Consider the following 22,812-nt stretch of genomic DNA (forward strand, 5'->3'; position numbering starts at 1 on the left):
CTGATCCGGTGCCGTCCAAGCCCGTCGACCCCCACGAGGTGCGCGCCGCGGTCGAGGCCGTGCTGCCCTGGCTCGCCGGCGAGGCGGACAAGCCGGAACGCCCGGTGCTCGCCGCCGCCGTGCGGCTGAGCCTGCGCACGCTGGAACAGGTCGCGCCCGGCCGCAGCGTGGAGGTGCGGGTGCCGCCGTTCGCCGCCGTGCAGTGCGTCGCGGGCCCCCGCCACACCCGCGGCACCCCGCCGAACGTGATCGAGACCGACCCGCGCACGTGGCTGGAACTGGCCGTGGGCAGGCTCGGCTGGGCGCAGGCGCTGGACGACGCCAAGGTCACCGCGTCCGGCAGCCGGGCGGATCTGTCAACCCTGCTCCCGGTGCTGCGCTTCTAGCTAAGCTCGACCGCGTGAAGGCGCTCAAGGCGTGTGTCGCCGTCCTCGCGGTCGGAGCTCTCCTCGCTGGTTGCGGCAGCGACTGGGCCGGCGAGGTGAACTTCAAGGTCGTCCAGGTCAACCCGCCGTACGAGTCGATGGGCCAGACCAAGCCCGCGTACGCGAACCTGGAGATCGACCAGGACCAGCCCGGCGGGCTCGAGCGGATCGGCAAGAAGTCCGCCGACCTCGACCAGTTCCCGGAAGGGATCGAGGTCGGCGACCTCGTCGTGTGCTCGGTGCGGCAGTCCGACCGCGGCGGCTTCGACCAGGAAGGCGTCCAGACCGAGATCGGGCCCTGCCGCCTGCGCTGACCTAGAACCAGGACCCGACGGTCTTGTCCCAGGCCTTCCCGACGCCCTCGACCGCGTCACGGCCGAGCTCGACCACGTCGCCGACCCCGCCGACCACCACGTCCACGGCGTCGTTGACGACCTCCTTGCCCGTGTTGAGCAAGCCGGTGCCCGCCTCGGACCAGTTGCCGTTCACCGCCTCGCGACCGGCGTTCCACAGCCCGGTCCCGGCGTCGGCCACCAGGTCCGCCGCGCCGACGGCGGTGCCGCCGACGAAGTCCACCACCGGCCCGACGCCGGGGATGTGGGAGCCCGGCAGCGACGGGCCGAGCGGGTTCTCGTCCCAGTCCTGCGAGGTGACCGAGTCGCCGTTGCCGGTCGCGATCCGGGCCAGGTTCTGCACCGACTCCGAACCGGGGGCGTAGTACTGCGAGTGCGCGCCGAGCGCGGAAGTGCCGTCGGTGGTGCCGAACGTCCGCGCGCCGAACCGGTCGTCGTACGGGCCGACCGAGGAGCCGTCCTCGGTGAACCAGGTCTGGCTCGTGCCCTGCACGACCGGGTCGTGCTCGGTCGCGCCGACGTAGACGTGGCCGGGGCCGGCGGAGAGCTGGTTGACGTTCGACGCGCCGACGCCCGGCGAGCCGACGAACGCGATGTCGTCCGCCGCCAAACCGTTCATGCCCGCGTAGCCGACCGTGGTGGAGCCGTAGGAGTGGCCGATCACGGTCACGTGCGGGTTGTTGCCGGCGGCTTCGGCGGCGGCGCGGTAGCCGTTGACGTCGGCGACGAGGTTCGCGCCGCCCTCGCGGGCCTGCGCGGGGTTGTCGACCTCGCCGGGGGCCCAGCCGGGCGCGTCGTAGCCCAGCCACTGGATGGTGGCGTTGCCCTCCGCGCCCATGGCCTGGCGCAGGTTGCCCGCCTGGTCCACGGAGAAGCCGTCCAGCGTCGAACCCGTGCCGGGCACGCTGACCGCGAGGTTCTTGGCCGTGTCGGGGTTGCCGTAGGCGATGGCGGTGCCGCCGTCGCCGCGCGGGCCGTAGGGGTCCCAGGCCAGGATGCGCACGTCCGGCCGGCCCTGGGCGTTGAGCCACCCGTTGTCCTTGGCGAGGGTCTCGGCCCGTTCGATGCTCCGCTGGACCTTCTCGGCGTTCTCGGCCTTGGTGGCGGCTTCCTGGCGCTGCTCGCTGAGCGACGCGTACCGCTCGTCGTTCATCAGCTTGGTCAGGTCTTCGGACTTGCCCGGGTCCAGGCCCAGCTCGCGTGCCCGCGCGGCCATCTCCGCGTCGAGCTGGTCGCGCTGCGCGCCGAAGCGCTGGGCGTCGTCCTGGATGCGCATCCGGTTGGCCTGGTCGAGGACTTCCGACGGCAGGCCGCGCAACTGGCCCAGTTCCTGGAACCTGGTGCGCAGCAGCTCGTCCTGCTGCTCCTTGGTCAGCGACTTCCACCAGGCGGCGACCTGCCTGGGGTCGGTGCCCGGTCCCGGCACGGTGGCGGTGGTGCGCAGGGCCGTGACGGCGGTGGCCCAGCCCGCGTCCTTGCCCGCCGTCTCCTCGAAGCCGGGGCGGACCTTGGTGAGGGCGTCGGCGTACGAGCGCAGGACGCGTTCGTAGCCGGCCTTGACGTTGTTCAGCTGCTCGTTGACGCGGCCGGCCAGCTCGCGGGTCTGGGCCTCGTCCAGCGCGGGCGAGCGGCCGCGCCAGAAGTCGATCAGCTGGTCGGCGCTGCCGCGCATCTGCGTGTAAGCGCGGGAGGCGGCTCGGACGATGTCCGCGCCCGCGCCGAGCCGTTCGCCGGCCACGGTGGCGGACTTGGCGGACAGCTCGGCGCGCGCGCCGAACTTGGTCGCGGCGTCCCCACGCCAGTCGGCGGTGGCCGTGCTGCCGCCGGCGGTGACGGCCTGGCCCGCGCGGCCGACCGCGCTCATCGCGCCCGTGATCGGGTCGGCGGCGGCCGCGACGCGGCCCGCGTCACCGGCGGCCAGCTGCCCGTACAGGACCTCGGGGTCGGTGAAGCTCACGCCAGGCCCCCTTCGATGCCGCGGAACGAGGAGTTCGAGTCGTCGTCCGAGCGCTGGTAGGCGTCGGCGTTCTCGTTGAGGCCGTCACCGGCGTCGCGGTACCAGGCGCTGCCCCGGCGCAGGTCGTCGGACTGCTCACCGGACCACTTGGCCAGCGCGTCGACGAACTCCGCCGCCGCGGGCACCTGCCCCAGCGCGTCGGCGTCCAGCCGGAGCATGGAGATCATCTCCGCGCCGTCGCCGGTCGCGTCCGCACCTTCGTGGAACTGCTTGGACGCCTCTCGCAACGTCTCTGGTCGCACCCCGAACACGATCGCCCACCCTTCGTGCCGCCAACCACCGGCAATGCGACGCGCGTTCATCATCTTCGGTTCCCTCGCCCCGGGGGCCAAGGAGGGCCGACAAACCGCCCATTGGTGATCACTCGAAGGTGATCTTGCCGACGTCGAACGCCAGTTCGACCATTGACACATGACACTTTTGCTCCCCGCGCCCAGAACCGTGGCCTTCCACGTCGCCCGCGAACTCGTCGGGAGAGTCCGGGCACTGCTCGTGGCCTTGCTGACCCGACCCCGCTCCGGACCGCGTCACCGCATGCTCTCGGCCCGGCAAATCCGCTGGCAGCGCTGGAAAACCGCCCTCGTCCACCGCCTCGACCCGGTCGTGCGCACGGAGGTCGCGGCGCACTCGCCCGCACCGACCCTCGGCCACGACGTGCCGGCGCGCACACCGGTCTGGAGCGCGCTGCACCCACCACCCCGAACGGCCCAATCCCCGAATGTCGCCCAGCACGACGACGACGAGTGGACCGACCACCTCGTGCCGATGAACGCGTACGCGTTGCCGAACCCGGAGCCCGGTTCCGACTGGGGTGTCGGGTCGGCTGCCGCGGCGCACGTCCTCTCGCCGGTGGAGGCCGTGGGGTGGCCGGAGACCTCGCCCGAGACGTGGGGGGAGACGTGGGTCGAGCCGTGGTCCGCGCAGCCCGACACGGGCTTCACCGGCCACCTCGACGACCCCGCCCTCCCCGAACCCGCCCTGACCCACTTGTTCGTCACCGAACCCCTGACCACCTTCTCCACCTTCGACTTCACCTCGGCCGACTTCACCACCGACGACTCCTCCTGCGTCGACTGGCCGTCCACCGGTCGTCACGCCCTGGTCCGCACCGCCGACGAGCACCCCACCGCCGACTTCTCCGCCGACTTCTCGGGCGTGGACCTCGCGTCGGTGTTCGCCCAGAGCACCGACGAGACCGGCACCGTCGACCCCGCTGCCGCCGAACCCGAACAGGAGTGGGAGTTCCAGGTCGGCGACCTGGCCCGGTGGTGGGACGAGGCCGCCGCGCGGCTCGACGCGGCGGCCCGGGACGAGGTGCGCAACCGGTTGTGGTGAGAGGTGCGACCGGGACGTGATCGGAGGGCACCGACGGCGGTGCCCCCGCGTCGGTAGGGGAGAAGGTCGGTCGTCGCGCCGCCGGGGCGGATCCCCGTGCGGCACGATGGCCGCGCACCGATCGACTCAAGCGGGAGGCTGGACGTGCCTGGAGGTTGGACCACCCAGCGGTGGACCGAGGTCTTCACCGCGCAGGCGGGGATGTTCCGGGCGGCGGTCGGGAAGGCCGACCCCGACGCCAAGGTGCCCAGCTGCCCCGGCTGGACGTTCACCGACCTGACGCTGCACGTCGGCAGGTTCCTGGAGACGTCGCTGGAGTACCTGCGCACCGGCAGCACGGTCCAGCTGCGCCTGCCGAGCCCGCCGGCCGGCGTGGTGCCGCTGGCGTACCTGGACGAGCAGCTCGCCAAAGCCGCCGAGCTGCTGCCGTCCACCCCCGGCAACCGCACGGCCTGGACGTTCTCGCCCTCCGCGCCGGACCTGGCGTGGGTCTGGCACCGGCGCATCGCGCACGAGCTGGACCTGCGCCGGTGGGACGCCCAGGCGGCGCTGCGGGAGCTCGTCGTGGGCGACGCGGACTTCGCCGTCGACGGCATCGACGAGGCGCTCACCACCCTGCTGGCCGCCAAGTACGCCGCCGACGTGCCGCCGACCGCCAAGGGCACCGCGCTCGTGCAGCTCACGGACGTGCCGGAGGCCTGGGTGGTGACGTTCGCGCCGGGCGTCGTGCCCGAGGTGCGGGCGGCCTGGCCGGGCGAGGAAACCGACCTCCGGATCAGCGGCGAGGCGCAGCTCGTGCACTACGGCCTGTGGGGCAGGCTGCCGCTGCGGCACACCGGCGACGAGCAGGTCTGGTACGCCCTCAAGCTGGACTGACGGCCGGGTGAGGGTGCGTTTGGTCACGTCGGAGGGGGTCTGAGGGGGGTGGTACCGCCCCCATCAGCCTTACACTCGATGGTGCAGCCCCGACCCTCGTCGCTAGGGAGCAACCCGGTGGTCACCGACCATTCAGCAACCGGCCGCATTGACCCCGAAACCCAGGAAGAACGCGAACCCCGCGAAGAATGCGGTGTGTTCGGCGTGTGGGCACCCGGCGAAGAGGTCGCCAAGCTCACCTACTACGGCTTGTACGCCTTGCAGCACCGCGGCCAGGAAGCCGCCGGCATCTCGGTCGGCGACGGCAGCCAGGTGGTGGTCTTCAAGGACCTCGGCCTGGTCAGCCAGGTGTTCGACGAGCAGGTGCTCCAGTCGCTGCGCGGCCACGTCGCCGTCGGCCACTGCCGCTACTCCACCACCGGCTCCACCACGTGGGAGAACGCGCAGCCGACGTTCCGCACCACGGCCACCGGCTCCGGGCTGTCGCTCGGCCACAACGGCAACCTGGTCAACACCGCCGAGCTGATGGCCCGCGCCCGCGAGGTCGGCGTGGACACCAGCCACGGCGCGACCACCGACTCCGACCTGGTGTGCGGCCTGCTCGCCGCCCAGGCCGCCGACATCGGCATCGAGCAGGCGGCCATGCAGCTGCTGCCCACGCTGCGCGGCGCGTTCTGCCTCACGTTCTCCGACGAGTCCACCCTCTACGCGGCACGTGACCCGCAGGGCGTGCGGCCGCTGGTGCTGGGCCGGCTGGAGCGCGGCTGGGTCGTGGCGAGCGAGACGGCGGCGCTGGACATCGTCGGCGCGTCGTTCGTCCGCGAGGTCGAGCCGGGCGAGCTGATCGCGATCGACGAGAACGGCCTGCGGTCGAGCCGGTTCGCCAACCCCGAGCCCAAGGGCTGCATCTTCGAGTACGTCTACCTGGCCCGCCCGGACACCACGATCGCCGGGCGCTCGGTGCACGCCACCCGCGTCGAGATCGGCCGCCGGCTGGCCGCGGAGCACCCGGTCGAGGCCGACCTGGTCATCCCGGTGCCCGAGTCGGGCACGCCAGCCGCGATCGGGTACGCGCAGGCCAGCGGCATCCCGTACGGCTCGGGCCTGGTCAAGAACGCCTACGTGGGCCGCACGTTCATCCAGCCGTCGCAGACCATCCGCCAGTTGGGCATCCGGCTCAAGCTGAACCCGCTGCGCGACGTGATCCGGGGCAAGCGCCTGGTCGTCGTGGACGACTCGATCGTGCGCGGCAACACGCAGCGCGCCCTGGTGCGGATGCTGCGCGAGGCGGGCGCGATCGAGGTGCACGTGCGGATCGCGTCGCCGCCGGTCAAGTGGCCGTGCTTCTACGGCATCGACTTCGCCTCCCGGGCCGAGCTGATCGCCAACGGCCTGGACACCGACGGCATCCGCCGCTCGGTGGGCGCGGACTCGCTGGGCTACGTGTCGCTGGAGGAGCTGATCGCGGCCAGCGAGCAGCCGAAGACGCGGCTGTGCTGCGCGTGCTTCGACGGCGAGTACCCGATCCCGCTGCCCGACGACGCGCTGATCGGCAAGCACCTGCTCGAGGGCATCCGGGGTGTCTCGGGCTCGGCCACCCCCGTCCTGACGAACGGGTACGGTGCCGAGGACGCCCTGCAACGCCCCTGAGCGTCGGCGGAGCCGGGCGCGCGCCCGGATGGACAGATGCCCTGAAATGTGGATGCCCGGAATCGTGGAGCACAGAGACGTGACCGACAGCGCCAAGGCGACCTACGCCGCAGCTGGAGTAAGCATCGACGCCGGCGACGAGGCGGTGGAGAAGCTCAAGCCGTGGGCGGCGAAGGCGCAGCGTCCCGAGGTGCTCGGCGGCATCGGCGGCTTCGCGGGGCTGTTCCAGCTCAGGCTGGACCGCTGGAAGGAGCCGGTGCTCGCGTCCTCGACCGACGGCGTCGGCACCAAGATCGCGGTCGCGCAGGCGTTGGACAAGCACGACACGGTCGGCATCGACCTGGTCGCGATGGTCGTGGACGACCTGGTGGTGTGCGGCGCGGAGCCGCTGTTCCTGCAGGACTACATCGCGATCGGCCGGGTCGTGCCGGACAAGGTCGCGGCGCTGGTCAAGGGCATCTCCGAGGGCTGCGTGCTGGCGGGCTGCGCGCTGCTGGGCGGCGAGACCGCCGAGCACCCCGGCCTGATGGGCGAGAACGACTACGACATCTCCGGCACGGGTGTCGGCGTGGTCGAGGCGTCCGCGATGCTCGGCCCTGACCGGGTGCGCGCCGGTGACGTGGTGATCGCCATGGGCTCGTCCGGCCTGCACTCGAACGGGTACTCGTTGGCGCGGCACGTGCTGCTGGACATCGCGCGGATGCCGCTGGAGGGCCACGTCGAGGAGTTCGGCCGCACGCTCGGCGAGGAGATGCTGGAGCCGACCCGCATCTACGCCAAGGACTGCCTGGCGCTGGCCGCCGAGACCGAGGTGCGCACGTTCGCGCACGTCACGGGTGGTGGCCTGGCCGCGAACCTGGCCCGCGTGCTGCCCGAGGGCCTGCGCGCCGACCTCAACCGCGGCACCTGGACGCCCGCGCCCGTGTTCGCCCTGATCGCCCAGCGCGGCCGGGTCGAGCGCGAGGAGATGGAGAAGACGTTCAACATGGGCGTCGGCATGGTGGCCGTGGTCGCCCCCGAGGACGTCGACCGCGCCCTGGCCGTGCTCACGGCCCGCCACGTGCCCGCGTGGGTGCTGGGCGAAGTGGTCCGCTCCGAGGAGCCGGGCGCGGCCCTGGTGGGCGAGCACCCGCGCTTCTAGTCACCGGCAACCTCCGGCGGTCGCCGATCCGTACTAAGCGGCGACCGAGGAGGGTGAGTGGAACGCGATCGCGAGTTCGGTGAGTTCGTCGACGCCCGCGCGTTGGTGATGCGCAGGACGGCGTACCTGCTGTGCGGTGACTGGCACCGCGCCGAGGACCTGGTCCAGACGGCGTTGACCAAGCTGTACGTGGCCTGGCCGAGGGTGCGGCGCCACAGCGTGGACGCCTACGCCCGCAAGGTGCTGGTGCGCGCGGCCATCGACGAGGGCCGGCGCGGGTTCCGGCGTCGGGAGACCGTGGTCGACTCGGTGCCGGACAGCCCGGTCCCCGGTGCCGTGCCCGCCGACCTGGACGTGCGCCGGGCGCTGGCGATGCTGCCGTCGGGGCAGCGCACCGTCGTGGTGCTCCGCTACTGGGAGGACCTGAGCGTCACCGAAACCGCCCGACTGCTCGGTCGGACCGAAGGCACCGTCAAGAGCCAGGCGGCGAAGGGCCTTGCCGCGCTGCGCGCACTTCTCGGTCGCCACGTCTTCGAGGAGCAGCGATGACCGACATCAAGCAGAGCCTGGCGACCGCGTTCGAGGACGAGCCCCCGCTGGGCATCGACAAGGCGGCGATCGTCCGCGAAGGCCGGCGCAAGGCGGTCCGCCGCCGCGGCTACACCGGTGCGGCGGTGCTCGCCACCGTCGCGGCCGTCGCCGTGCCGGCGTTGCTCTGGTCGGGAGCCGGAGGTGGCAGCGGAGGGCCGCGAGTGCCGCTGGCGGTCGAGGGGTCCTCGACCACCGCACCGCCGGTGGACACCGGCACGTCCGTGCCCGAGACCAGGTCCAGCGGCAACTCCGGCTCGACGGTCGTCACGGTGCCCATCCCGCCGCCGCCCAAGCCGGTGGCGGCGCAGCGCGCGGCCGAGCTGACCGCGGTGCTCGCCGCGTCCGGGGCGATCCCGGCCGACGCGAGGGGTGCGGCGGTCCCGCGGTCGGCGATCGACCCGACCCTCATGGACCCGTGGACGTTCTACGCGGTCGACACGACCGGGTACGCGTCGACCACCGACGTCACCACGCCCGCCGGTCGCGGGTCGGTGTCCCTGCACCTGCACACCTTCCGCGAGACCACCCGGTGCGACCCGGGCGACACCAGGTGCCAGGTGCGGCAGTACGCCGGCCGGGCGGTGACGGTGTCCACGCGCGAGTCCGGCGGCATCACCGAGGTCACGGTCAGCACTGCCACGCCCGACGGCGCGGTGTTCACCGCGCAGGCGTCCAACACCAACGACAACGTCAACCCCAACGGGCCGGTGCCGCCGCTGGACTGGGAGCAGCTGGCAAAGATCGTGACGGTGCCCGGCCTGGTCTTCTAACCTGGGTGCGTGGCCGAGGACCTGACCGTGACGCGGACGCTGGTGATCCCGGCGGCCGAGTTGAGCGAGCGGTTCTCCCGGTCCTCCGGCCCCGGCGGCCAGGGCGTGAACACGGCGGACAGCCGGGTGGAGCTCAGCTTCGACCTGGCTGCCTCGCCGTCCGTGCCGGGGTGGCTGCGTGCCCGGATGGTCGGCCGGCTGGAGAAGCGCCTGGTGGACGGCGTGCTCACGGTGACCGCGAGCGAGCACCGGGCCCAGTTGCAGAACCGCCAGGCGGCCCGGGAGCGGTTGGCCGCCCTCCTGCGTGACGCGGCCGCCGCGCCGCCGCCGGTGCGCCGCCCGACCAAGCCGACCAAGGGCTCCAAGGAGCGCCGCATCGCGGAGAAGAAGCGCCGCGCCCAGACGAAGCAGGGTCGGCGCGGCGGCGGCTGGGACTAGGGTCGCGTGGCGTGACCGAGCCGGAATTCCTGACCATGACCCGCACCGCTTACGACACCGTCGCCCACGACTACGCCGACGCCCTGCGCGACCACCTGGCCGAGACTCCGGCGGACCGGGCGGTGCTCGGCCTGTTCGCCGAGCTGGTCGACGGCCGGGTCGCGGACGTCGGCTGCGGGCCCGGCCGGATCGCCGGCCACCTGCGCGGGCTCGGCGTGGACGTGTTCGGCGTCGACCTGTCGCCCGAGATGGTCGCCGTCGCCCGCCGCGATCACCCGGAGATCGGCTTCGAGGTCGGCTCGATGCTCGACCTGGACCTGCCGGACGCCTCGCTCGGCGGCGCGCTCGCCTGGTACTCGCTGATCCACGTGCCGTGGGAGGAGCACCCGACGGTGTTCGGCGAGTTCCACCGCGTCCTCGCACCCGGCGGACTGCTGCTCCTGGCGTTCCAGGTCGGCGACGAGGTCCGCCGGATCGAGCACGCCTACGGGCACGACATCGTGGCGGACGCCTACCGGCTCGACCCGGACAAGCTGCTCGGGCAGCTCGTCGACGCGGGCTTCGAGCCGCACACCCGGGTGGAGCGGGAGTCGGCCGACCCGAGGTGGGAGAAGACGCCGCAGGGCTACCTGCTCGTGCGCAAGAGCGGTCAGCCCAGCCAGACGTAGAGGCGTTCGGGCCGCCCGGTGCCGCCGTACTTCAGCCGCACCTCGGCCTTCCCGGTGCTCACGAAGTGCTCCAGGTACCGGCGCGCGGACACGCGGGCCAGCTCGGTGGCGTCCGCGCACTCGCTGGCGGTCACCGGGCGTTCCCGCAGCACGCGTTCCACCAGCGCGGCGGTCTGCGCGGTCAGCCCTTTCGGCAGCACGGGCGCGCTGCGCGGCCGTGCGCCGAAGACCTGGTCGACGTCCGCCTGGCCGGCCGACGCGAGCTGGTCCAGGCGCCGGTCCAGCGCGGCGAAGTGGGCGAGCTGGTCGCGCAGCGCCGCGTACTCGAACGGCTTGATCAGGTAGTGCAGCACACCGCCGCGCATGGCGCTGCGCACGGTCTCCACGTCCGTCGCCGCCGTGATCACGATGACGTCCACGTCGTCGGCCAACCCGCGCAGCTCCCGCAGCACGGCCAGGCCGTCCACGTCGGGCAGGTACACGTCCAGCAGCACCAGGTCCGGCCGCAGCTCGCGCACCAGCCGCACCGCGTCCGCGCCGTTGTGCGCCACGCCGACGACCTCGAACCCGGGCGTGCGCGCCACGTACCCGCTGTGGACCTTGGCGACCATGAAGTCGTCGTCCACCACCAGGACCCTGATCACACCGGCACCTCCACGGGCAGCCGGGCGGTGAACACCGCGCCGTCCTCGTTGCGCACCCGCACGGACCCGCCGCGCCGCAGGCACGCCTGCCGGGTCAGCGCCAGGCCGAGCCCGCGCTGACCCTGTTCGGCGGCCTTGGTGGTGAACCCGTGCCGGAACACCTCCTCGGCCAGCCCCGCCGCCACACCGGGCCCGGAGTCCCGCACCACCACGACCACCTCGTCGGGCGCCTGCCGCACCGACACCTCGATCCAGCCCCGCTCCGACAACGCGTCCAGCGCGTTGTCGACCAGGTTCCCGATCACCGTGACCAGGTCGGTCGACAACGCCTCGTCCACCGCGCCGAGCGAGCTGTCGGGCGCCATCCGCAGCCCGATGCCGCGTTCGGCGGCGAGGCTCGACTTGGCGATCAGCAGCGCCGCCACGGCCGGGTCGGCGACCTTCGAGCCGACCTCGGCCCGCCACGCGCCCTGCGCGGTGGTGATGCGGCTGATGAACCCGCGCACCTCGTCGTACTCGCCGAGCTCGACCAGGCCCGCGATGGTGTGCAGGCGGTTGCTGAACTCGTGCGCCTGGGCGCGCAGGGTGTCGGTGGCGCGCCGGTTCGCGTCCAGCTCGTCGCGCAACGCGGTCAGCTCGGTCCGGTCGCGCAGCGTGACCACGGCGCCGTGCACGTCCAGCGGCATGTAGTTCAGGGTGAGCACGCGGCCGCCGGTGAGCGCGAGCTGGTCCACGCCGGTGGCCCGGCCGGTCAGCACGTCGCGCAGCCGTTGGTCGAGGTCCAGCTCGGCCACCGACCGGCCCACCGCGTCCGGCGGCAGCGCCAGCAGGTCGCGCGCGTGGTCGTTGACCAGGGTGATCCGGTGCTGCGGGTCGAGGGCGACGACGCCCTCCTTGATGCCGTGCAGCAGTGCCTCCCGGTACTCGACCAGCGCGGTGATCTCGTGCGGCTCCAGGCCCAGCGTCTGGTTCTTCACCCGCCGGGCGAGCAGCAGCGACCCGGTGACGCCGATGACCAGCGCCACGCCGAGCAGCCGCAGCGCGTTGTCCGGTGAGTCCAGCACACCGTCCCAGAAGCCCGGCGCCTGCCGCCCGGCCGCCACCAGTCCGATCACCGCGCCGTCGTCGCCGATCACCGGCACGTGCGCCACGGTCGCGCCGCCCAGCTCGCCCACCCACGACCGGCCCTGCAACGCGGTGCTGCCGCCGAGGTCGAGCGGCTCACCGAGCTGGCTGGGATCAGGCGAGGTCAGCGCCCTGCGGGCCGGGTCGGTGATGATCACGTAGCTGGCGCCGGACAGGCTGCGGGCGCTCTCCGCGAACGGGGCCAGCGCGTAGTGCCGCAGCGGGTCGGCCAACGACACCCGCACGCCCGCGGTCGCGGCCACGTCCTCGGCCACGGACAGCATCCGGCGTCCCTCGGTCGTGCGGAAGTTGTTGCCCGCCTGGACGACGGACAGCACGCCCACCGCGCACAGCAGCGCCGCGACCACGACCAGTTGCCACACGAGCAGCTGACGGGCCAGCGATCCCCGACCACCCATCAGCACCTCCCGTGACCACAAAGAACAAAAGAACCCTTAGGCGCGCAAGCGGGACTTCTCTGTTTACACGAGTGGAACATGTCCAACCACGCGGAAGAGAGGCGGGGATCACAGTGCGGATCAGGAACTGGCTCGCGGTCGTCGGCGCGTTGGCGGTCGTCGTCCTCGTGCCGCCGCTGCTGACGTCCGGCGCGGACACCACGGCGTCGCTGCGCAGCCTGCGCGTGCTGGTGCCGAACGCGCCGGGCGGCGGCTACGACGTCACGGCGCGCACCGCCGCGAAGGCGATGGAGGACGCGGAGCTGATCCGCAACACCGAGGTGTTCAACCTGCCCGGCGCGGGCGGCACGGTCGGCCTCGGCCGCACGGTCAGCGAGCGCGGCAACGGCAAGCTCGTGATGTCGATGGGCCTGGGCGTGGTCGGCAGCGTCTACACCAACAAGGCCCCGTCGTCGCTGCTGGACACCACCCCGATCGCGAAGCTGATCGAGGAGCCGGACATCGTCGTGGTCGGCAAGGACTCGCCGTACCGGACGCTGGACGAGCTGGTCGCGGCGTGGAAGGCGGACCCGGGCGCGGTCACGGTCGGCGGCGGCTCCTCGCCCGGCGGGCCGGACCACCTGGCCCCGATGCTGATCGCCAAGGCGGTCGGCCTGGACCCGCGGCGGGTCAACTACATCCCGTTCGACGGCGGCGGCGAGCTGCTGGCGTCGGTGCTGGGCGGCAAGGTCGCGTTCGGCGTGTCGGGCGTGGGCGAGTACCGCGACCAGATCGAGGCCGGGCAGATCCGGGTGCTGGCCGTGACGAGCGGGTCGCGGCTGTCCGGTGTGGACGCGCCGACGCTGCGCGAGTCCGGTGTGGACGTCGAGTTCAACAACTGGCGCGGCGTGGTCGCGCCGCCGGGCATCTCCGACGCCGACCGGGCCCGGCTGGTGGTCCTGTTCACCGACCTGCACGGCACGCCGCAGTGGCGGGAGGCGGTGGCGCGCAACGGCTGGACGGACGCGTTCGCGCCGGGCGACGAGTTCGGCGCGTTCCTGCGCGAGGAGAACGAGCGGGTGGCGACCGTGCTCAAGGACCTGGGGTTGGCATGAGTGGAGGGTTGGGCGTGCACAAGGCGGTGAACGCGGTGGACAAACCCCTGAGCCGGGCGTGGCTGCGCGAGCGCTCCGAGCTGGGCGTGTCCGCGGTGCTGGTCGGGTTGGGCGTGCTGGTCCTGGTCGACGCGATCCGGATCCACACCGACTTCGCGCAGCGCGGCCCGGTGGGGCCGAGGGCGGTGCCGGTGGTGGTCGGCGTCGGGTTGATCGTGGTCGCCGCGCTGCTGGCGCGCGACGTGCTGCGCGGCGGTCGCGGTGAGGCGGAGGGCGGCGAGGACGTCGACCTGGCCGCGCCGGCGGACTGGCGGACCGTGCTGCTGCTGTGCGGGGCGTTCCTGGCCAACGCGGCGCTGATCGGGGTGGTCGGCTTCCCGATCTCGGGCGCGGTGCTGTTCTGGGGCGCGGCCTACGCGCTGGGCAGCCGGAACCCCGTGCGCGACCCGCTGCTCGCCGCCGGGCTGTCGGTGGTGACGTTCGTGCTGTTCAACAACCTGCTGGGCGTGCCACTGCCCGGCGGTCCGCTGGTGGGGACGTTCTGACGTGGACTCGTTCAACAACCTCCTCGAGGGCTTCGCGACCGCGCTGACGCCGACGCACCTGGCGCTGGCCGCGCTGGGCGTGCTGCTGGGCACGGCGATCGGCGTGCTGCCGGGCATCGGCCCGGCGATGGCGGTGGCGCTGCTGCTGCCCGTCACCTACGGCCTGGAGCCGACCGGCGCGTTCATCATGTTCGCGGGCATCTACTACGGCGGCATGTTCGGCGGCTCGACCACGTCCATCCTGCTCAACACGCCGGGTGAGAGCGCGGCGGTGGTCGCGGCGATCGACGGCAACCCGATGGCCCGCAAGGGGCGCGGTTCGCAAGCGCTTGCGGCGGCCGCGATCGGGCACTTCGTCGGTGGCGTGATCGGCACGACGCTGCTGGTCCTGCTCGCGCCGACGGTGGCGGGGTTCGCCGTGGACATCGGCGCGCCCGACTTCTTCGCGATCATGGTGCTGGCGTTCATCGCGGTCACGTCGGTGCTCGGCGCGTCCCGCGTGCGCGGCTTCGCGTCCCTGCTGATCGGGTTGGCCATCGGCCTGGTCGGGCTGGACGAGATGACCGGCCAGCAGCGGCTCACGTTCGGCTCCCTGCACCTGGCCGACGGTATCGACGTGGTCGTGGTCGCGGTGGCGCTGTTCGCGGTCGGCGAGTCGTTGTGGGTGGCCGCGCACCTGCGGCGCAAGCCCGCCGAGGCGATCCCGGTCGGCCGGGCGTTCCTGGGCCGCGAGGACTTGCGGCGGTCGTGGAAGCCGTGGCTGCGCGGCCCGCTGATCGGGTTCCCGTTCGGCGCGATCCCGGCGGGTGGCGCGGAGATCCCGACGTTCCTGTCGTACGTGGCGGAGAAGCGGCTGTCCCGCCACCGCGACGAGTTCGGCAAGGGCGCGATCGAGGGCGTGGCCGGGCCGGAGGCGACGGCCAGCGCGTCGGCCGCGGGCACGTTGGTGTCGATGCTGACGCTGGGCCTGCCGACCACGGCGGTGGCCGCGGTGATGCTGGCGGCGTTCCAGCAGTACGGCATCCAGCCGGGTCCGCTGCTGTTCGAGCGGGAGTCGGCGCTGGTCTGGGGCCTGATCGCGTCGCTGTTCATCGGCCTGTGCCTGCTGCTGGTGCTCAACCTGCCGCTGGCGCCGGTGTGGGCGAAGCTGCTGCGCATCCCGCGGCCGTACCTGTACGCGGGGATCCTGTTCTTCGCCAGCGTGGGCGCGTACGCGGTGAACGCGGACGTGTTCGACCTGCTGGTGATGTTCGTGATCGGCGTGCTGGGCTTCGTGATGCGGCGCTACGGGCTGCCCGTGCTGCCGGCGATCATCGGCGTGATCCTCGGCCCGGCCGCGGAGCAGCAGATGCGCCGTGCGCTGCAACTGTCCGACGGTTCCCTGACGGGCCTGTTCAACACGCCGTTCGCGCTGGTCGTCTACGGCATCGTGGTGGTCTTGGTGAGCTGGCCGCTGATCCGCCGCCTGATCGCCAGGCCGACCCCGCCCGCCGAGGCGGCGTCGCCGGAGCCGGAACGACCGAAGGTGGACGCCTAGCGCGCGAGCAGCCCGTCCAGCACGGCGTCGAGGCCGGACTTGAGCCGGTCGGCCTCGGCGCCGCGGTGGGACCAGGGCGTGCAGGAACGCCCGGACGCGGTCGGCGGGCGGCGCGCCGGGGCCGACGGGGGCGGACCGGTGAGGAACGCGGCCTGGAACTCGCGCTCCGAGGCGTCGATCAACGCGTGGGCCAGGCCGGCGCGGTCGCCGGAGCGCCGGCGTCACCGCTGCGGCCGGCGTGCCTGGGGTTGATCGTGCTCGGCGTGGTGGGCCTCAAGCCGGCCTGACCGGCGGGGCCGTGGTCGAGCGGACCACCAGCGACGGGCGCAGCAGGTGGCGCACGGGCTCGACCCGCTCGCCGCGCACCCGTTGCAGCAGCGCTTCGGCGGCCAGCCGGCCGAACTCGTGGCGGGGCTGGTCGATCGTGGTCAGCGAGACGTGCCGCAAGGCGGCCAGCGAGGTGTTGTCGTAGCCGACCACCGACACGTCCCGCGGCACCCGCAACCCGGCCTCCTCCAACGCCGAGATCGCGCCGACCGCGTTGAAGTCGTTGCACGCGACGATCGCGGTCGGCAGGTCGCCCAACAGCCCGCGCACGGCACGCGCGCCGGCCGCGTCGGTGTACTCGCTGGCCACCACCCGGGGCGTGAGGCCGTGGGCCGCCATCGCCGCCAGGTACCCGCGCCGCCGCGGCGCGGCCTGCGAGCCACCACCGCCGTCGAGGTGCGCGATCCGCTTGTGCCCCAACGACACCAGGTGGTCGACGGCGAGCGTGATGCCACGCTCGCCGTCGTCGTTCACGGCGTCCACAGTGGCCAGTCGGGACGACCGCGCGACCAGCACCACGGACGTCTGCTCCGCCGCGCGGCCGATGTCCGCCGCGGGCACCACCGGCGACAGCAGCGCCAGGCCCGCCGGCCGGAACGACAGCAGGCTCCGCAACGCCCGCCGCTCCCGCGCCGCGCTGCGCCCGCCCGTGTTGAGGATCAGGTCGAAGCCGTGCTCGGCCGCCACCGCGTCGAGCCCGTCCACGACCTCGGCGAAGAACGCGTTGTGCAGGTCGGACACCATCACGCCGAGCACGTGCGACGTGCGGCTGGCCAGCGAGCGCGCCATCGCGTGCGGCGAGTACCCCAGCTCCGCCGCCGCCTCCAGCACGGCCGCCCGGCGGCGGTCGCTCACTTTCGGTGACCCCCGCATGACGAGCGACACCAGCGCGCGGGACACGCCGGCGCGGGCCGCGACGTCGTCCATCGTCGGTCTGGCCACCCGGTGTCCCCCCTTCGACGAGAAACGCGCCCTTGACACCCGTGTGACGGACGCTACAGCCTTAGAGCGCTCCAACAAATAGAGCGCTCCAACGCCGGAGCGCCTCTACCAGGACGGAGACCTGCGGCATGCGCATCGGAGTAGCCGGAGTGGGTCGGATCGGCACCATGCACGCCACCAACCTGGCCACGCTCGCCGAGGTCGACGAGGTGCTCCTGTTCGACCCCGTGCCCGGCCGCGCGGCGCAGGCGTCCGCCCTCCTGCCCGGCACCAGGAGCGTGGACGACCTCGACACGTTGCTCACCGCCAGTGACGGCGTCCTGCTCGCCACGCCCACCACCACCCACCCGGCGTTGCTGCGCGCGGCCCTCGCGGCGGGCGTGCCCACCCTGTGCGAGAAGCCGATCGCGAGCGACCTGGACGAGATGCGGGCGTTGGTGGCCGACGTGGAGGCGTCCGGGGTCGAGGTGCTCGTCGGGTTCCAGCGCCGGTTCGACCCGGCGGTGTCCGAACTGCACCGGCGCGTCCGCGCGGGCGAGGTCGGTGACGTCTACCTCGTCCGCGCGCTCGGCAACGACGCCCGGCCGCCGGACCTCGCCTACCTGCCGCAGTCCGGCGGCATCTTCCGCGACCTGCTCATCCACGACCTGGACGCGGTGCCGTGGCTGGTCGGCGAACCGGTGGTGGAGGTCTACGCCTCCGGGTCGGTGCTGGTGGACCGGGCGTTCGCCGACGCCGACGACGTCGACAACGCCGTGGTGATGCTGAGGTTCGCGGGCGGCGCGCACGCGGTGCTGGCCGGCGGTCGGCACGACCCGGTCGGCTACGACCACCGCATCGAGGTGCTGGGCAGCCGCGACAGCCTGGCCGTCGGCCTCGACCCGCGCACCCCGCTGACGTCGCTGGAACCCGACGGCCCGAAGGCCGCCGCCGACGCCTACCCCGGCTTCCCGGAGCGCTTCCACCGCGCCTACCTGGCCGAGGTCACCGTGTTCACGCAGGTCGTGGCCGGCGCGGTGGCGAACCCGTCGCCCGCGCGGGACAGCGTGACCAGCCTGCGGCTGGCCGAGGCGTGCGAGCGGTCGCGGCGTTCGGGCGCTCCGGTCCGCGTCGGGACGGAGGTCGCCGCGTGAAGGTCGCCGGTGCGCCCATCTCCTGGGGTGTGTGCGAGGTCCCGGGCTGGGGCAAGGTCCTCGACGCGGGCACCGTGCTCGCGCAGATGGCGTCGTCGGGGCTGCGGGCCACCGAACTCGGCCCGCCCGACTACCTGCCCGCCGAACCGGCGGCGTTGCAGTCCCTCTTGGACGACCACGGCCTCACCCTCGTCGGCGGCTTCCTGGCCGTCCCGCTGCACACCGGCGCACAGTCCACAGCGGACGAGGCTGACCGGGTGGCCGCGCTGCTGGCCGCCGCGGGCGCGGAAGTCCTCGTGCTCGCCGCCGCCACCGGCCTCGACGGCTACGACGAACGCCCCGCGCTCACCGACGACGAGTGGCGCACCCTCGTCGCCACCGCCGCGCTCGTCCGCGACCGGGCCGCCGCCCACGGCCTGCGCACCACCCTGCACCCGCACGTCGGCACGCACGTCGAGCGCACCGCCGAGGTCGAGCGGTTCCTCGCCGACTCCGACCTCGACCTCTGCCTCGACACCGGCCACCTGCTCATCGGCGGCACCGACCCCGTCGACCTGGCCCGCCGCCACCCCGGGCGGATCGGCCACGTGCACCTCAAGGACGTGCGCGCCGACATCGCGGCCACCGTCCGCGACGGTCGGATCGGCTACGCGGACGCCGTCAAGCAGCGGATGTACGTGCCGCTCGGCGACGGCGACGTGGACGTGACGGCGCTGGTGGCATCCCTGCGGGACGCCGGCTACACCGGCTGGTACGTCCTGGAGCAGGACACCGCGCTCGGCGACGGCAGCCCGCTCGACACCCCGGTGCGGGACACCGCGCGCAGCCTCGCGCACCTCACCCGGATCACCGCCTGATTCCCCTGGAGCGAGGAGAGACGATGACGTCCACTCGACCGGTCCCGCGCGCGGGCCTGGCCCTGGCCGGGCTCGCGCTGCTGGCCGCGTGCAGCGGCCCGGCCGCCGACAACACCACCACGAGCACCGGCGCGGCCCAGACCCCGACCGGTGACCTGCGCGTCGCCGTCGTCACCCACGGCACGGCGGGCGACGCGTTCTGGAACGTGGTGAAGAACGGCGCCACCGCCGCGGGTGAGCAGCTCGGCGTCACGGTCGACTACAACTCCGACGGCGACCCCGGCCGCCAAGCGACCCTGATCGACAACGCGGTGTCGCAGGAGGTCGGCGGGATCGTGGTCTCGATGGCCAACCCGGACGCCCTGAAGACCTCGATCGAGAACGCGGTCAAGGCCGGCATCCCCGTCATCACCATCAACTCCGGCTCCGACAAGAGCGCCTCCTTCGGCGCGCTCGCGCACGTCGGCCAGGAGGAGAGCGTCGCCGGCGAACAGGCCGGGCAGAAGCTGGGGCAAGCGGGCAAGACCAAGCTGCTGTGCGTCATCCACGAAGCCGGCAACGTCGGCCTCAACCAGCGCTGCGACGGCGCGCGAACCGGGTTCGGCGGCACGGTCACCAACCTCCAGGTCGACATCAACAACCCCACCGACGTCGAGTCCCGGATCAAGGGCGCGTTGCAGACCGACCCGTCCGTCGACGCGGTGCTCGCGCTGAACCCGCAGGTCGCGGTGTCCTCGGTGAACGCGGTCAAGGGCGCGTCCGCCAAGGCCGCCGTGGCCACCTTCGACCTCAACGCCGACGTCACCGCCGCCATCAAGGCCGGAGACGTGCTGTTCGCCGTCGACCAGCAGCAGTACGAGCAGGGCTACCTGCCGATCGTGATGCTCAAGCTCTACCGCGACAACGCCAACACCGTCGGCGGCGGCAAGCCCGTCCTCACCGGACCGGGCTTCGTCGACGAGTCCAACGTCGACAAGGTCGCCGAGTACGCCGAACGCGGCACCCGCTGAGGAGGACCCCGGTGACTTCGACCGCGGTATCGGACCCGCCGGACGAGCGGGTCGGCCCGCCCCGGCCGCTCGACCGGCTGGTGCTGCGACCCGAGATCGGCGCGCTGCTCGGCGCCCTGCTGGTCTTCGCGTTCTTCTCGGTCGCGACCGAGCGGTTCCTCAGCACCGGCGGGGTCGCGACCTGGCTGGACGACGCGTCCACGCTCGGCATCATGGCCGTCGCCGTCGCGCTGCTCATGATCGGTGGCGAGTTCGACCTGTCCGCCGGCGTGATGACCGCCTCCACCGCGCTCGTCACCGCGATCCTCGCGACCCGCCTCGGCTGGAACGTGTGGCTCGCGCTGCTCGCCTCGCTGGCGTTCGCGCTCGCGGTCGGCGCGCTGAACGGGTGGCTGGTGACGCGCACCGGGCTGCCCAGCTTCATCGTGACGCTGGGGACGTTCCTGGCGTTGCAGGGCCTCAACCTCGGCATCACGCGGCTGGTGACCGGGACCGTGCAGGTGTCCGGGATGCGTTCCGCCGACGGCTACTCGTCGGCCGGGTTCCTGTTCGCGTCGACGTTCACGCTGGGCGGGACGGCGTTCTACGTGTCCATCCTGTGGTGGGTGCTGTGCACGGCCGTCGCGGCGGTCGTGCTGCTGCGCACCCGGTTCGGCAACTGGATCTTCGCCGTCGGCGGGTCGCCGCTGTCGTCACGGGCGGTCGGCGTGCCCGTGACGCGGACCAAGGTGCTGCTGTTCATGACCACGGCCGGCGCGGCCTGGCTGGTCGGCTCGATCAACATCCTGCGGTTCACCAGCGTCCAGGCCAACCAGGGCATCGGCCTGGAGTTCCAGTTCATCATCGCCGCGGTCATCGGCGGCTGCCTGCTCACCGGCGGGTTCGGCTCGGCCGTCGGCGCGGCGATCGGCGCGCTGATCTTCGGCATGGCCCGGCAGGGCATCGTCTACGCGAACTGGAACTCCGACTGGTTCCAGCTGTTCCTCGGCGTGATGCTGCTGGCCGCCGTGCTGGTCAACAACGCCCTGCGGCGGCGGGCGGAGAGGGTGCGGCGATGAACCGGCCGGACGGCGGACGGGCACTGCTGGAGGTGCGCGGGATCGGCAAGACGTACGGCAGCGTGATCGCCCTGCGGGACGTCACGACCGCCGTGCACGCGGGCGAGGTCACGTGCGTGCTCGGCGACAACGGCGCGGGCAAGTCGACGTTGATCAAAATCCTGGCGGGCGTGCACCGGCACGACTCCGGCGAACTCCTGGTCGACGGCTCACCCGTGAGCTTCTCGTCACCGCGCGAAGCCCTCGACCGGGGCATCGCCACCGTCTACCAGGACCTGGCCGTCGTGCCGCTGATGAGCGTGTGGCGCAACTTCTTCCTCGGGTCGGAGCCGACCACCCGGCTCGGGTTCCTCGACCGGCGGCGCGCCCGGGACGTGACGCGGACGGCGTTGGCCGAGATGGGCATCGACCTGCGGGACGTGGAGCAGCCCGTGGGCACCCTGTCCGGTGGCGAGCGGCAGTGCGTGGCGATCGCGCGGGCCGTGCACTTCGGGGCGAGGGTGCTGATCCTGGACGAGCCGACGGCCGCGCTGGGCGTCAAGCAGGCGGGCGTGGTGCTCAAGCACGTGGCCCGGGCCCGTGACCGCGGCCTCGGCGTCGTGCTGATCACCCACAACCCGCACCACGCCTACCCCGTGGGCGACCGGTTCCTGCTGCTCAAGCGGGGCCGTGCGCTGGGCGCGCACGAGAAGTCGGAGATCGGGCTGGAGGAGCTGACCAGGCAGATGGCCGGCGGGGCGGAACTGGAGGCGTTGGCGCACGAGCTGCGCGGGGTGGACCGATGACCGTCGAGGTGCTGACCGTGGGCCGGGTCGGGGTGGACCTGTACCCGGAGCAGAGCGGCGTGCCGTTGGCGCAGGTGCGGACGTTCGCCAAGTCGCTCGGCGGCACGGCGACGAACGTGGCCGTGGCGGCGGCGCGGCTGGGCCGTTCGGCTGCGGTGCTGACCAAGGTGGGGCCGGACGGCTTCGGCCCTTACGTCCGCTCCGCGCTGGAGTCCTTCGGCGTGTCGTCGGAGTACGTGGGCACCGCGCCCGACCTGCAAACCCCGGTCGTCTTCTGTGCCCTGGACCCACCCGAGGACCCACCGCTGCTGTTCTACCGCTCACCGCTCGCCCCGGACCTGTCGCTGACGCCGGAGGACGTGCCGTGGGACCTGGTGGCCGACGTGCCCCTGCTCTGGGTGACCGGAACGGGCGTCTCGGCCTCACCGGCCCGGGAAACCCAACGCCGAATCCTCCACCACCGCTCCCGCCGCACCCACACCGTCCTGGACCTCGACCACCGCCCGATGTTCTGGCCCGACGTCGCCACCGCCCACCGCGAGATCGACTGGATGCTCGACCACGTCACGGTCGCCGTGGGCAACCGGGCCGAGGTGGAGGTCGCCGTGGGCACCGCCGACCCGGACGAGGCCGCCGCCCGCCTGCTGTCCCGCGGCGTCGACCTGGCCGTGGTGAAGAAGGGCGCGGACGGCGTGCTGTTCGCGACCACCGCGGGCTCCTGGACCACCCCACCGCACCCGGTGGACGTCGTCTGCGGCCTCGGTGCGGGTGACGCGTTCGGCGGCGCCTTGGCCCACGGCCTGCTGTCGGGCTGGCCACCGGACCGGATCGCCCGCTACGCCAACGTCGCCGGTGCCCTGGTCGCCGGCCGCCTGGCCTGCGCCGACGCCATGCCGACCGAGTCGGAGATCGAGGCCCACCTGTGAGAACACGTCGACAGGCGGCCCGGCCGACCTCGTGCCAAGATCACCCCGACCGAACCGACCCGGCAACACGATTGGGCGAACCACACCCGAAACTGTACGGAAACACCGTTACCGCCCCTCGGTTAAAACGAGACCGAGCGCCCGAC

24 protein-coding genes and 1 pseudogene are annotated in these 22,812 nt (G+C 72.9%); 19 read left to right on the top strand and 6 right to left on the bottom strand.

What is annotated here, in order from left to right:
• Positions 1-8: 8 nt before the first annotated feature.
• Together LZG04_RS13075 and LZG04_RS13080 are read left to right on the top strand one after the other, a co-directional pair.
• Positions 9-386 (top strand): sterol carrier family protein, encoded by a 378-nt coding sequence (locus LZG04_RS13075; RefSeq protein ID WP_233816533.1) that lies wholly within the window; start codon positions 9-11, stop codon positions 384-386.
• Between the two features lie 14 nt (positions 387-400).
• Positions 401-739, top strand: coding sequence for a hypothetical protein (locus LZG04_RS13080; protein WP_233816535.1), 339 nt, complete (start codon positions 401-403; stop codon positions 737-739).
• A 1-nt stretch (position 740) separates the two neighbouring features.
• Here LZG04_RS13080 and LZG04_RS13085 read toward each other — a convergent pair whose 3' ends face one another.
• The gene (locus LZG04_RS13085) at positions 741-2,735 is read right to left on the bottom strand and encodes an alpha/beta hydrolase (protein WP_233816537.1); all 1,995 of its coding nucleotides are present in this window, start codon (positions 2,733-2,735) and stop codon (positions 741-743) included.
• Entirely contained in the window at positions 2,732-3,037 is a 306-nt protein-coding gene (locus LZG04_RS13090) for a hypothetical protein (RefSeq protein ID WP_233816540.1), read from the bottom strand. Before LZG04_RS13090 ends, LZG04_RS13085 begins: the two co-directional genes overlap by 4 nt.
• A gap of 169 nt (positions 3,038-3,206) precedes the next feature.
• On the opposite strand from LZG04_RS13090, the gene LZG04_RS13095 reads away from it, so the two are divergent.
• The 8 genes from LZG04_RS13095 to LZG04_RS13130 all read left to right on the top strand — a co-directional run bounded on the left by LZG04_RS13095 (position 3,207) and on the right by LZG04_RS13130 (position 10,264).
• Positions 3,207-4,130 (top strand): hypothetical protein, encoded by a 924-nt coding sequence (locus LZG04_RS13095; protein WP_233816542.1) that lies wholly within the window; start codon positions 3,207-3,209, stop codon positions 4,128-4,130.
• A 144-nt stretch (positions 4,131-4,274) separates the two neighbouring features.
• A complete protein-coding gene (locus LZG04_RS13100) occupies positions 4,275-5,006 on the top strand; it encodes a maleylpyruvate isomerase N-terminal domain-containing protein (protein ID WP_233816544.1) in 732 nt (243 codons plus the stop codon).
• A gap of 117 nt (positions 5,007-5,123) precedes the next feature.
• Complete coding sequence (gene purF, locus LZG04_RS13105; protein WP_233816546.1) at positions 5,124-6,656, top strand: amidophosphoribosyltransferase; 1,533 nt, start codon at positions 5,124-5,126, stop codon at positions 6,654-6,656.
• A 52-nt stretch (positions 6,657-6,708) separates the two neighbouring features.
• The gene (purM, locus tag LZG04_RS13110; RefSeq protein ID WP_267936185.1) at positions 6,709-7,797 is read left to right on the top strand and encodes a phosphoribosylformylglycinamidine cyclo-ligase; all 1,089 of its coding nucleotides are present in this window, start codon (positions 6,709-6,711) and stop codon (positions 7,795-7,797) included.
• A 57-nt stretch (positions 7,798-7,854) separates the two neighbouring features.
• The gene (locus LZG04_RS13115; protein WP_233816548.1) at positions 7,855-8,346 is read left to right on the top strand and encodes a SigE family RNA polymerase sigma factor; all 492 of its coding nucleotides are present in this window, start codon (positions 7,855-7,857) and stop codon (positions 8,344-8,346) included.
• Positions 8,343-9,158: a hypothetical protein gene (locus tag LZG04_RS13120; RefSeq protein WP_233816550.1), complete on the top strand. Its 816-nt coding sequence runs from the start codon at positions 8,343-8,345 to the stop codon at positions 9,156-9,158. The genes LZG04_RS13115 and LZG04_RS13120 overlap by 4 nt, the downstream gene beginning before the upstream one ends.
• Positions 9,159-9,167: 9 nt before the next feature.
• Positions 9,168-9,596, top strand: coding sequence for an alternative ribosome rescue aminoacyl-tRNA hydrolase ArfB (arfB, locus tag LZG04_RS13125; RefSeq protein ID WP_233816552.1), 429 nt, complete (start codon positions 9,168-9,170; stop codon positions 9,594-9,596).
• Between the two features lie 11 nt (positions 9,597-9,607).
• A complete protein-coding gene (locus LZG04_RS13130; protein ID WP_374202814.1) occupies positions 9,608-10,264 on the top strand; it encodes a class I SAM-dependent methyltransferase in 657 nt (218 codons plus the stop codon).
• On the opposite strand, the gene LZG04_RS13135 is transcribed toward LZG04_RS13130, so the two are convergent.
• Entirely contained in the window at positions 10,246-10,908 is a 663-nt protein-coding gene (locus tag LZG04_RS13135; protein WP_233816554.1) for a response regulator, read from the bottom strand. The two genes, LZG04_RS13130 and LZG04_RS13135, sit on opposite strands and share 19 nt — an antisense overlap.
• Entirely contained in the window at positions 10,905-12,452 is a 1,548-nt protein-coding gene (locus tag LZG04_RS13140) for a sensor histidine kinase (protein ID WP_233816556.1), read from the bottom strand. The genes LZG04_RS13135 and LZG04_RS13140 overlap by 4 nt, the downstream gene beginning before the upstream one ends.
• A gap of 113 nt (positions 12,453-12,565) precedes the next feature.
• On the opposite strand from LZG04_RS13140, the gene LZG04_RS13145 reads away from it, so the two are divergent.
• From LZG04_RS13145 to LZG04_RS13155, 3 genes are read left to right on the top strand one after another with little or no spacing between them, the layout of a single operon-like run.
• Entirely contained in the window at positions 12,566-13,546 is a 981-nt protein-coding gene (locus LZG04_RS13145; protein WP_233816558.1) for a tripartite tricarboxylate transporter substrate binding protein, read from the top strand.
• Positions 13,543-14,091 (top strand): tripartite tricarboxylate transporter TctB family protein, encoded by a 549-nt coding sequence (locus LZG04_RS13150; protein ID WP_233816560.1) that lies wholly within the window; start codon positions 13,543-13,545, stop codon positions 14,089-14,091. The genes LZG04_RS13145 and LZG04_RS13150 overlap by 4 nt, the downstream gene beginning before the upstream one ends.
• Position 14,092: 1 nt before the next feature.
• On the top strand, positions 14,093-15,628 hold the full coding sequence (locus LZG04_RS13155) for a tripartite tricarboxylate transporter permease (RefSeq protein ID WP_233816563.1): 1,536 nt from the start codon (positions 14,093-14,095) through the stop codon (positions 15,626-15,628).
• Here LZG04_RS13155 and LZG04_RS42485 read toward each other — a convergent pair.
• Positions 15,625-15,810 (bottom strand): hypothetical protein, encoded by a 186-nt coding sequence (locus LZG04_RS42485; RefSeq protein WP_308199064.1) that lies wholly within the window; start codon positions 15,808-15,810, stop codon positions 15,625-15,627. The genes LZG04_RS13155 and LZG04_RS42485 overlap by 4 nt on opposite strands.
• 91 nt (positions 15,811-15,901) lie before the next feature.
• Positions 15,902-16,897 carry a LacI family DNA-binding transcriptional regulator gene (locus LZG04_RS13165; RefSeq protein WP_233816566.1) on the bottom strand — a complete coding sequence of 332 codons (996 nt, stop codon included), beginning with the start codon at positions 16,895-16,897 and terminating at the stop codon, positions 15,902-15,904.
• Positions 16,898-16,998: 101 nt separating this feature from the next.
• Here LZG04_RS13165 and LZG04_RS13170 point away from each other — a divergent pair.
• The 6 genes and pseudogenes from LZG04_RS13170 to iolC form a co-directional block, all read left to right on the top strand.
• A pseudogene (locus LZG04_RS13170) lies at positions 16,999-18,030 on the top strand (Gfo/Idh/MocA family oxidoreductase); the annotation flags it as partial.
• Entirely contained in the window at positions 18,027-18,887 is an 861-nt protein-coding gene (locus LZG04_RS13175; protein ID WP_233816570.1) for a TIM barrel protein, read from the top strand. The pseudogene LZG04_RS13170 and the gene LZG04_RS13175, both read left to right, overlap by 4 nt.
• 23 nt (positions 18,888-18,910) lie before the next feature.
• Positions 18,911-19,897: a sugar ABC transporter substrate-binding protein gene (locus tag LZG04_RS13180; protein ID WP_233816572.1), complete on the top strand. Its 987-nt coding sequence runs from the start codon at positions 18,911-18,913 to the stop codon at positions 19,895-19,897.
• Positions 19,898-19,908: 11 nt separating this feature from the next.
• Positions 19,909-20,955, top strand: a complete 1,047-nt coding sequence (locus LZG04_RS13185) for an ABC transporter permease (protein ID WP_233816574.1) — start codon at positions 19,909-19,911, stop codon at positions 20,953-20,955.
• Positions 20,952-21,740, top strand: coding sequence for an ATP-binding cassette domain-containing protein (locus LZG04_RS13190; protein WP_233816576.1), 789 nt, complete (start codon positions 20,952-20,954; stop codon positions 21,738-21,740). Before LZG04_RS13185 ends, LZG04_RS13190 begins: the two co-directional genes overlap by 4 nt.
• Positions 21,737-22,666: a 5-dehydro-2-deoxygluconokinase gene (gene iolC, locus LZG04_RS13195; RefSeq protein ID WP_233816578.1), complete on the top strand. Its 930-nt coding sequence runs from the start codon at positions 21,737-21,739 to the stop codon at positions 22,664-22,666. The genes LZG04_RS13190 and iolC overlap by 4 nt, the downstream gene beginning before the upstream one ends.
• The last annotated feature ends 146 nt before the right edge of the window (positions 22,667-22,812 follow it).

The sequence above is a fragment of the Saccharothrix sp. S26 genome, assembly GCF_021390395.1.
Classification (GTDB): Bacteria; Actinomycetota; Actinomycetes; order Mycobacteriales; family Pseudonocardiaceae; genus Actinosynnema.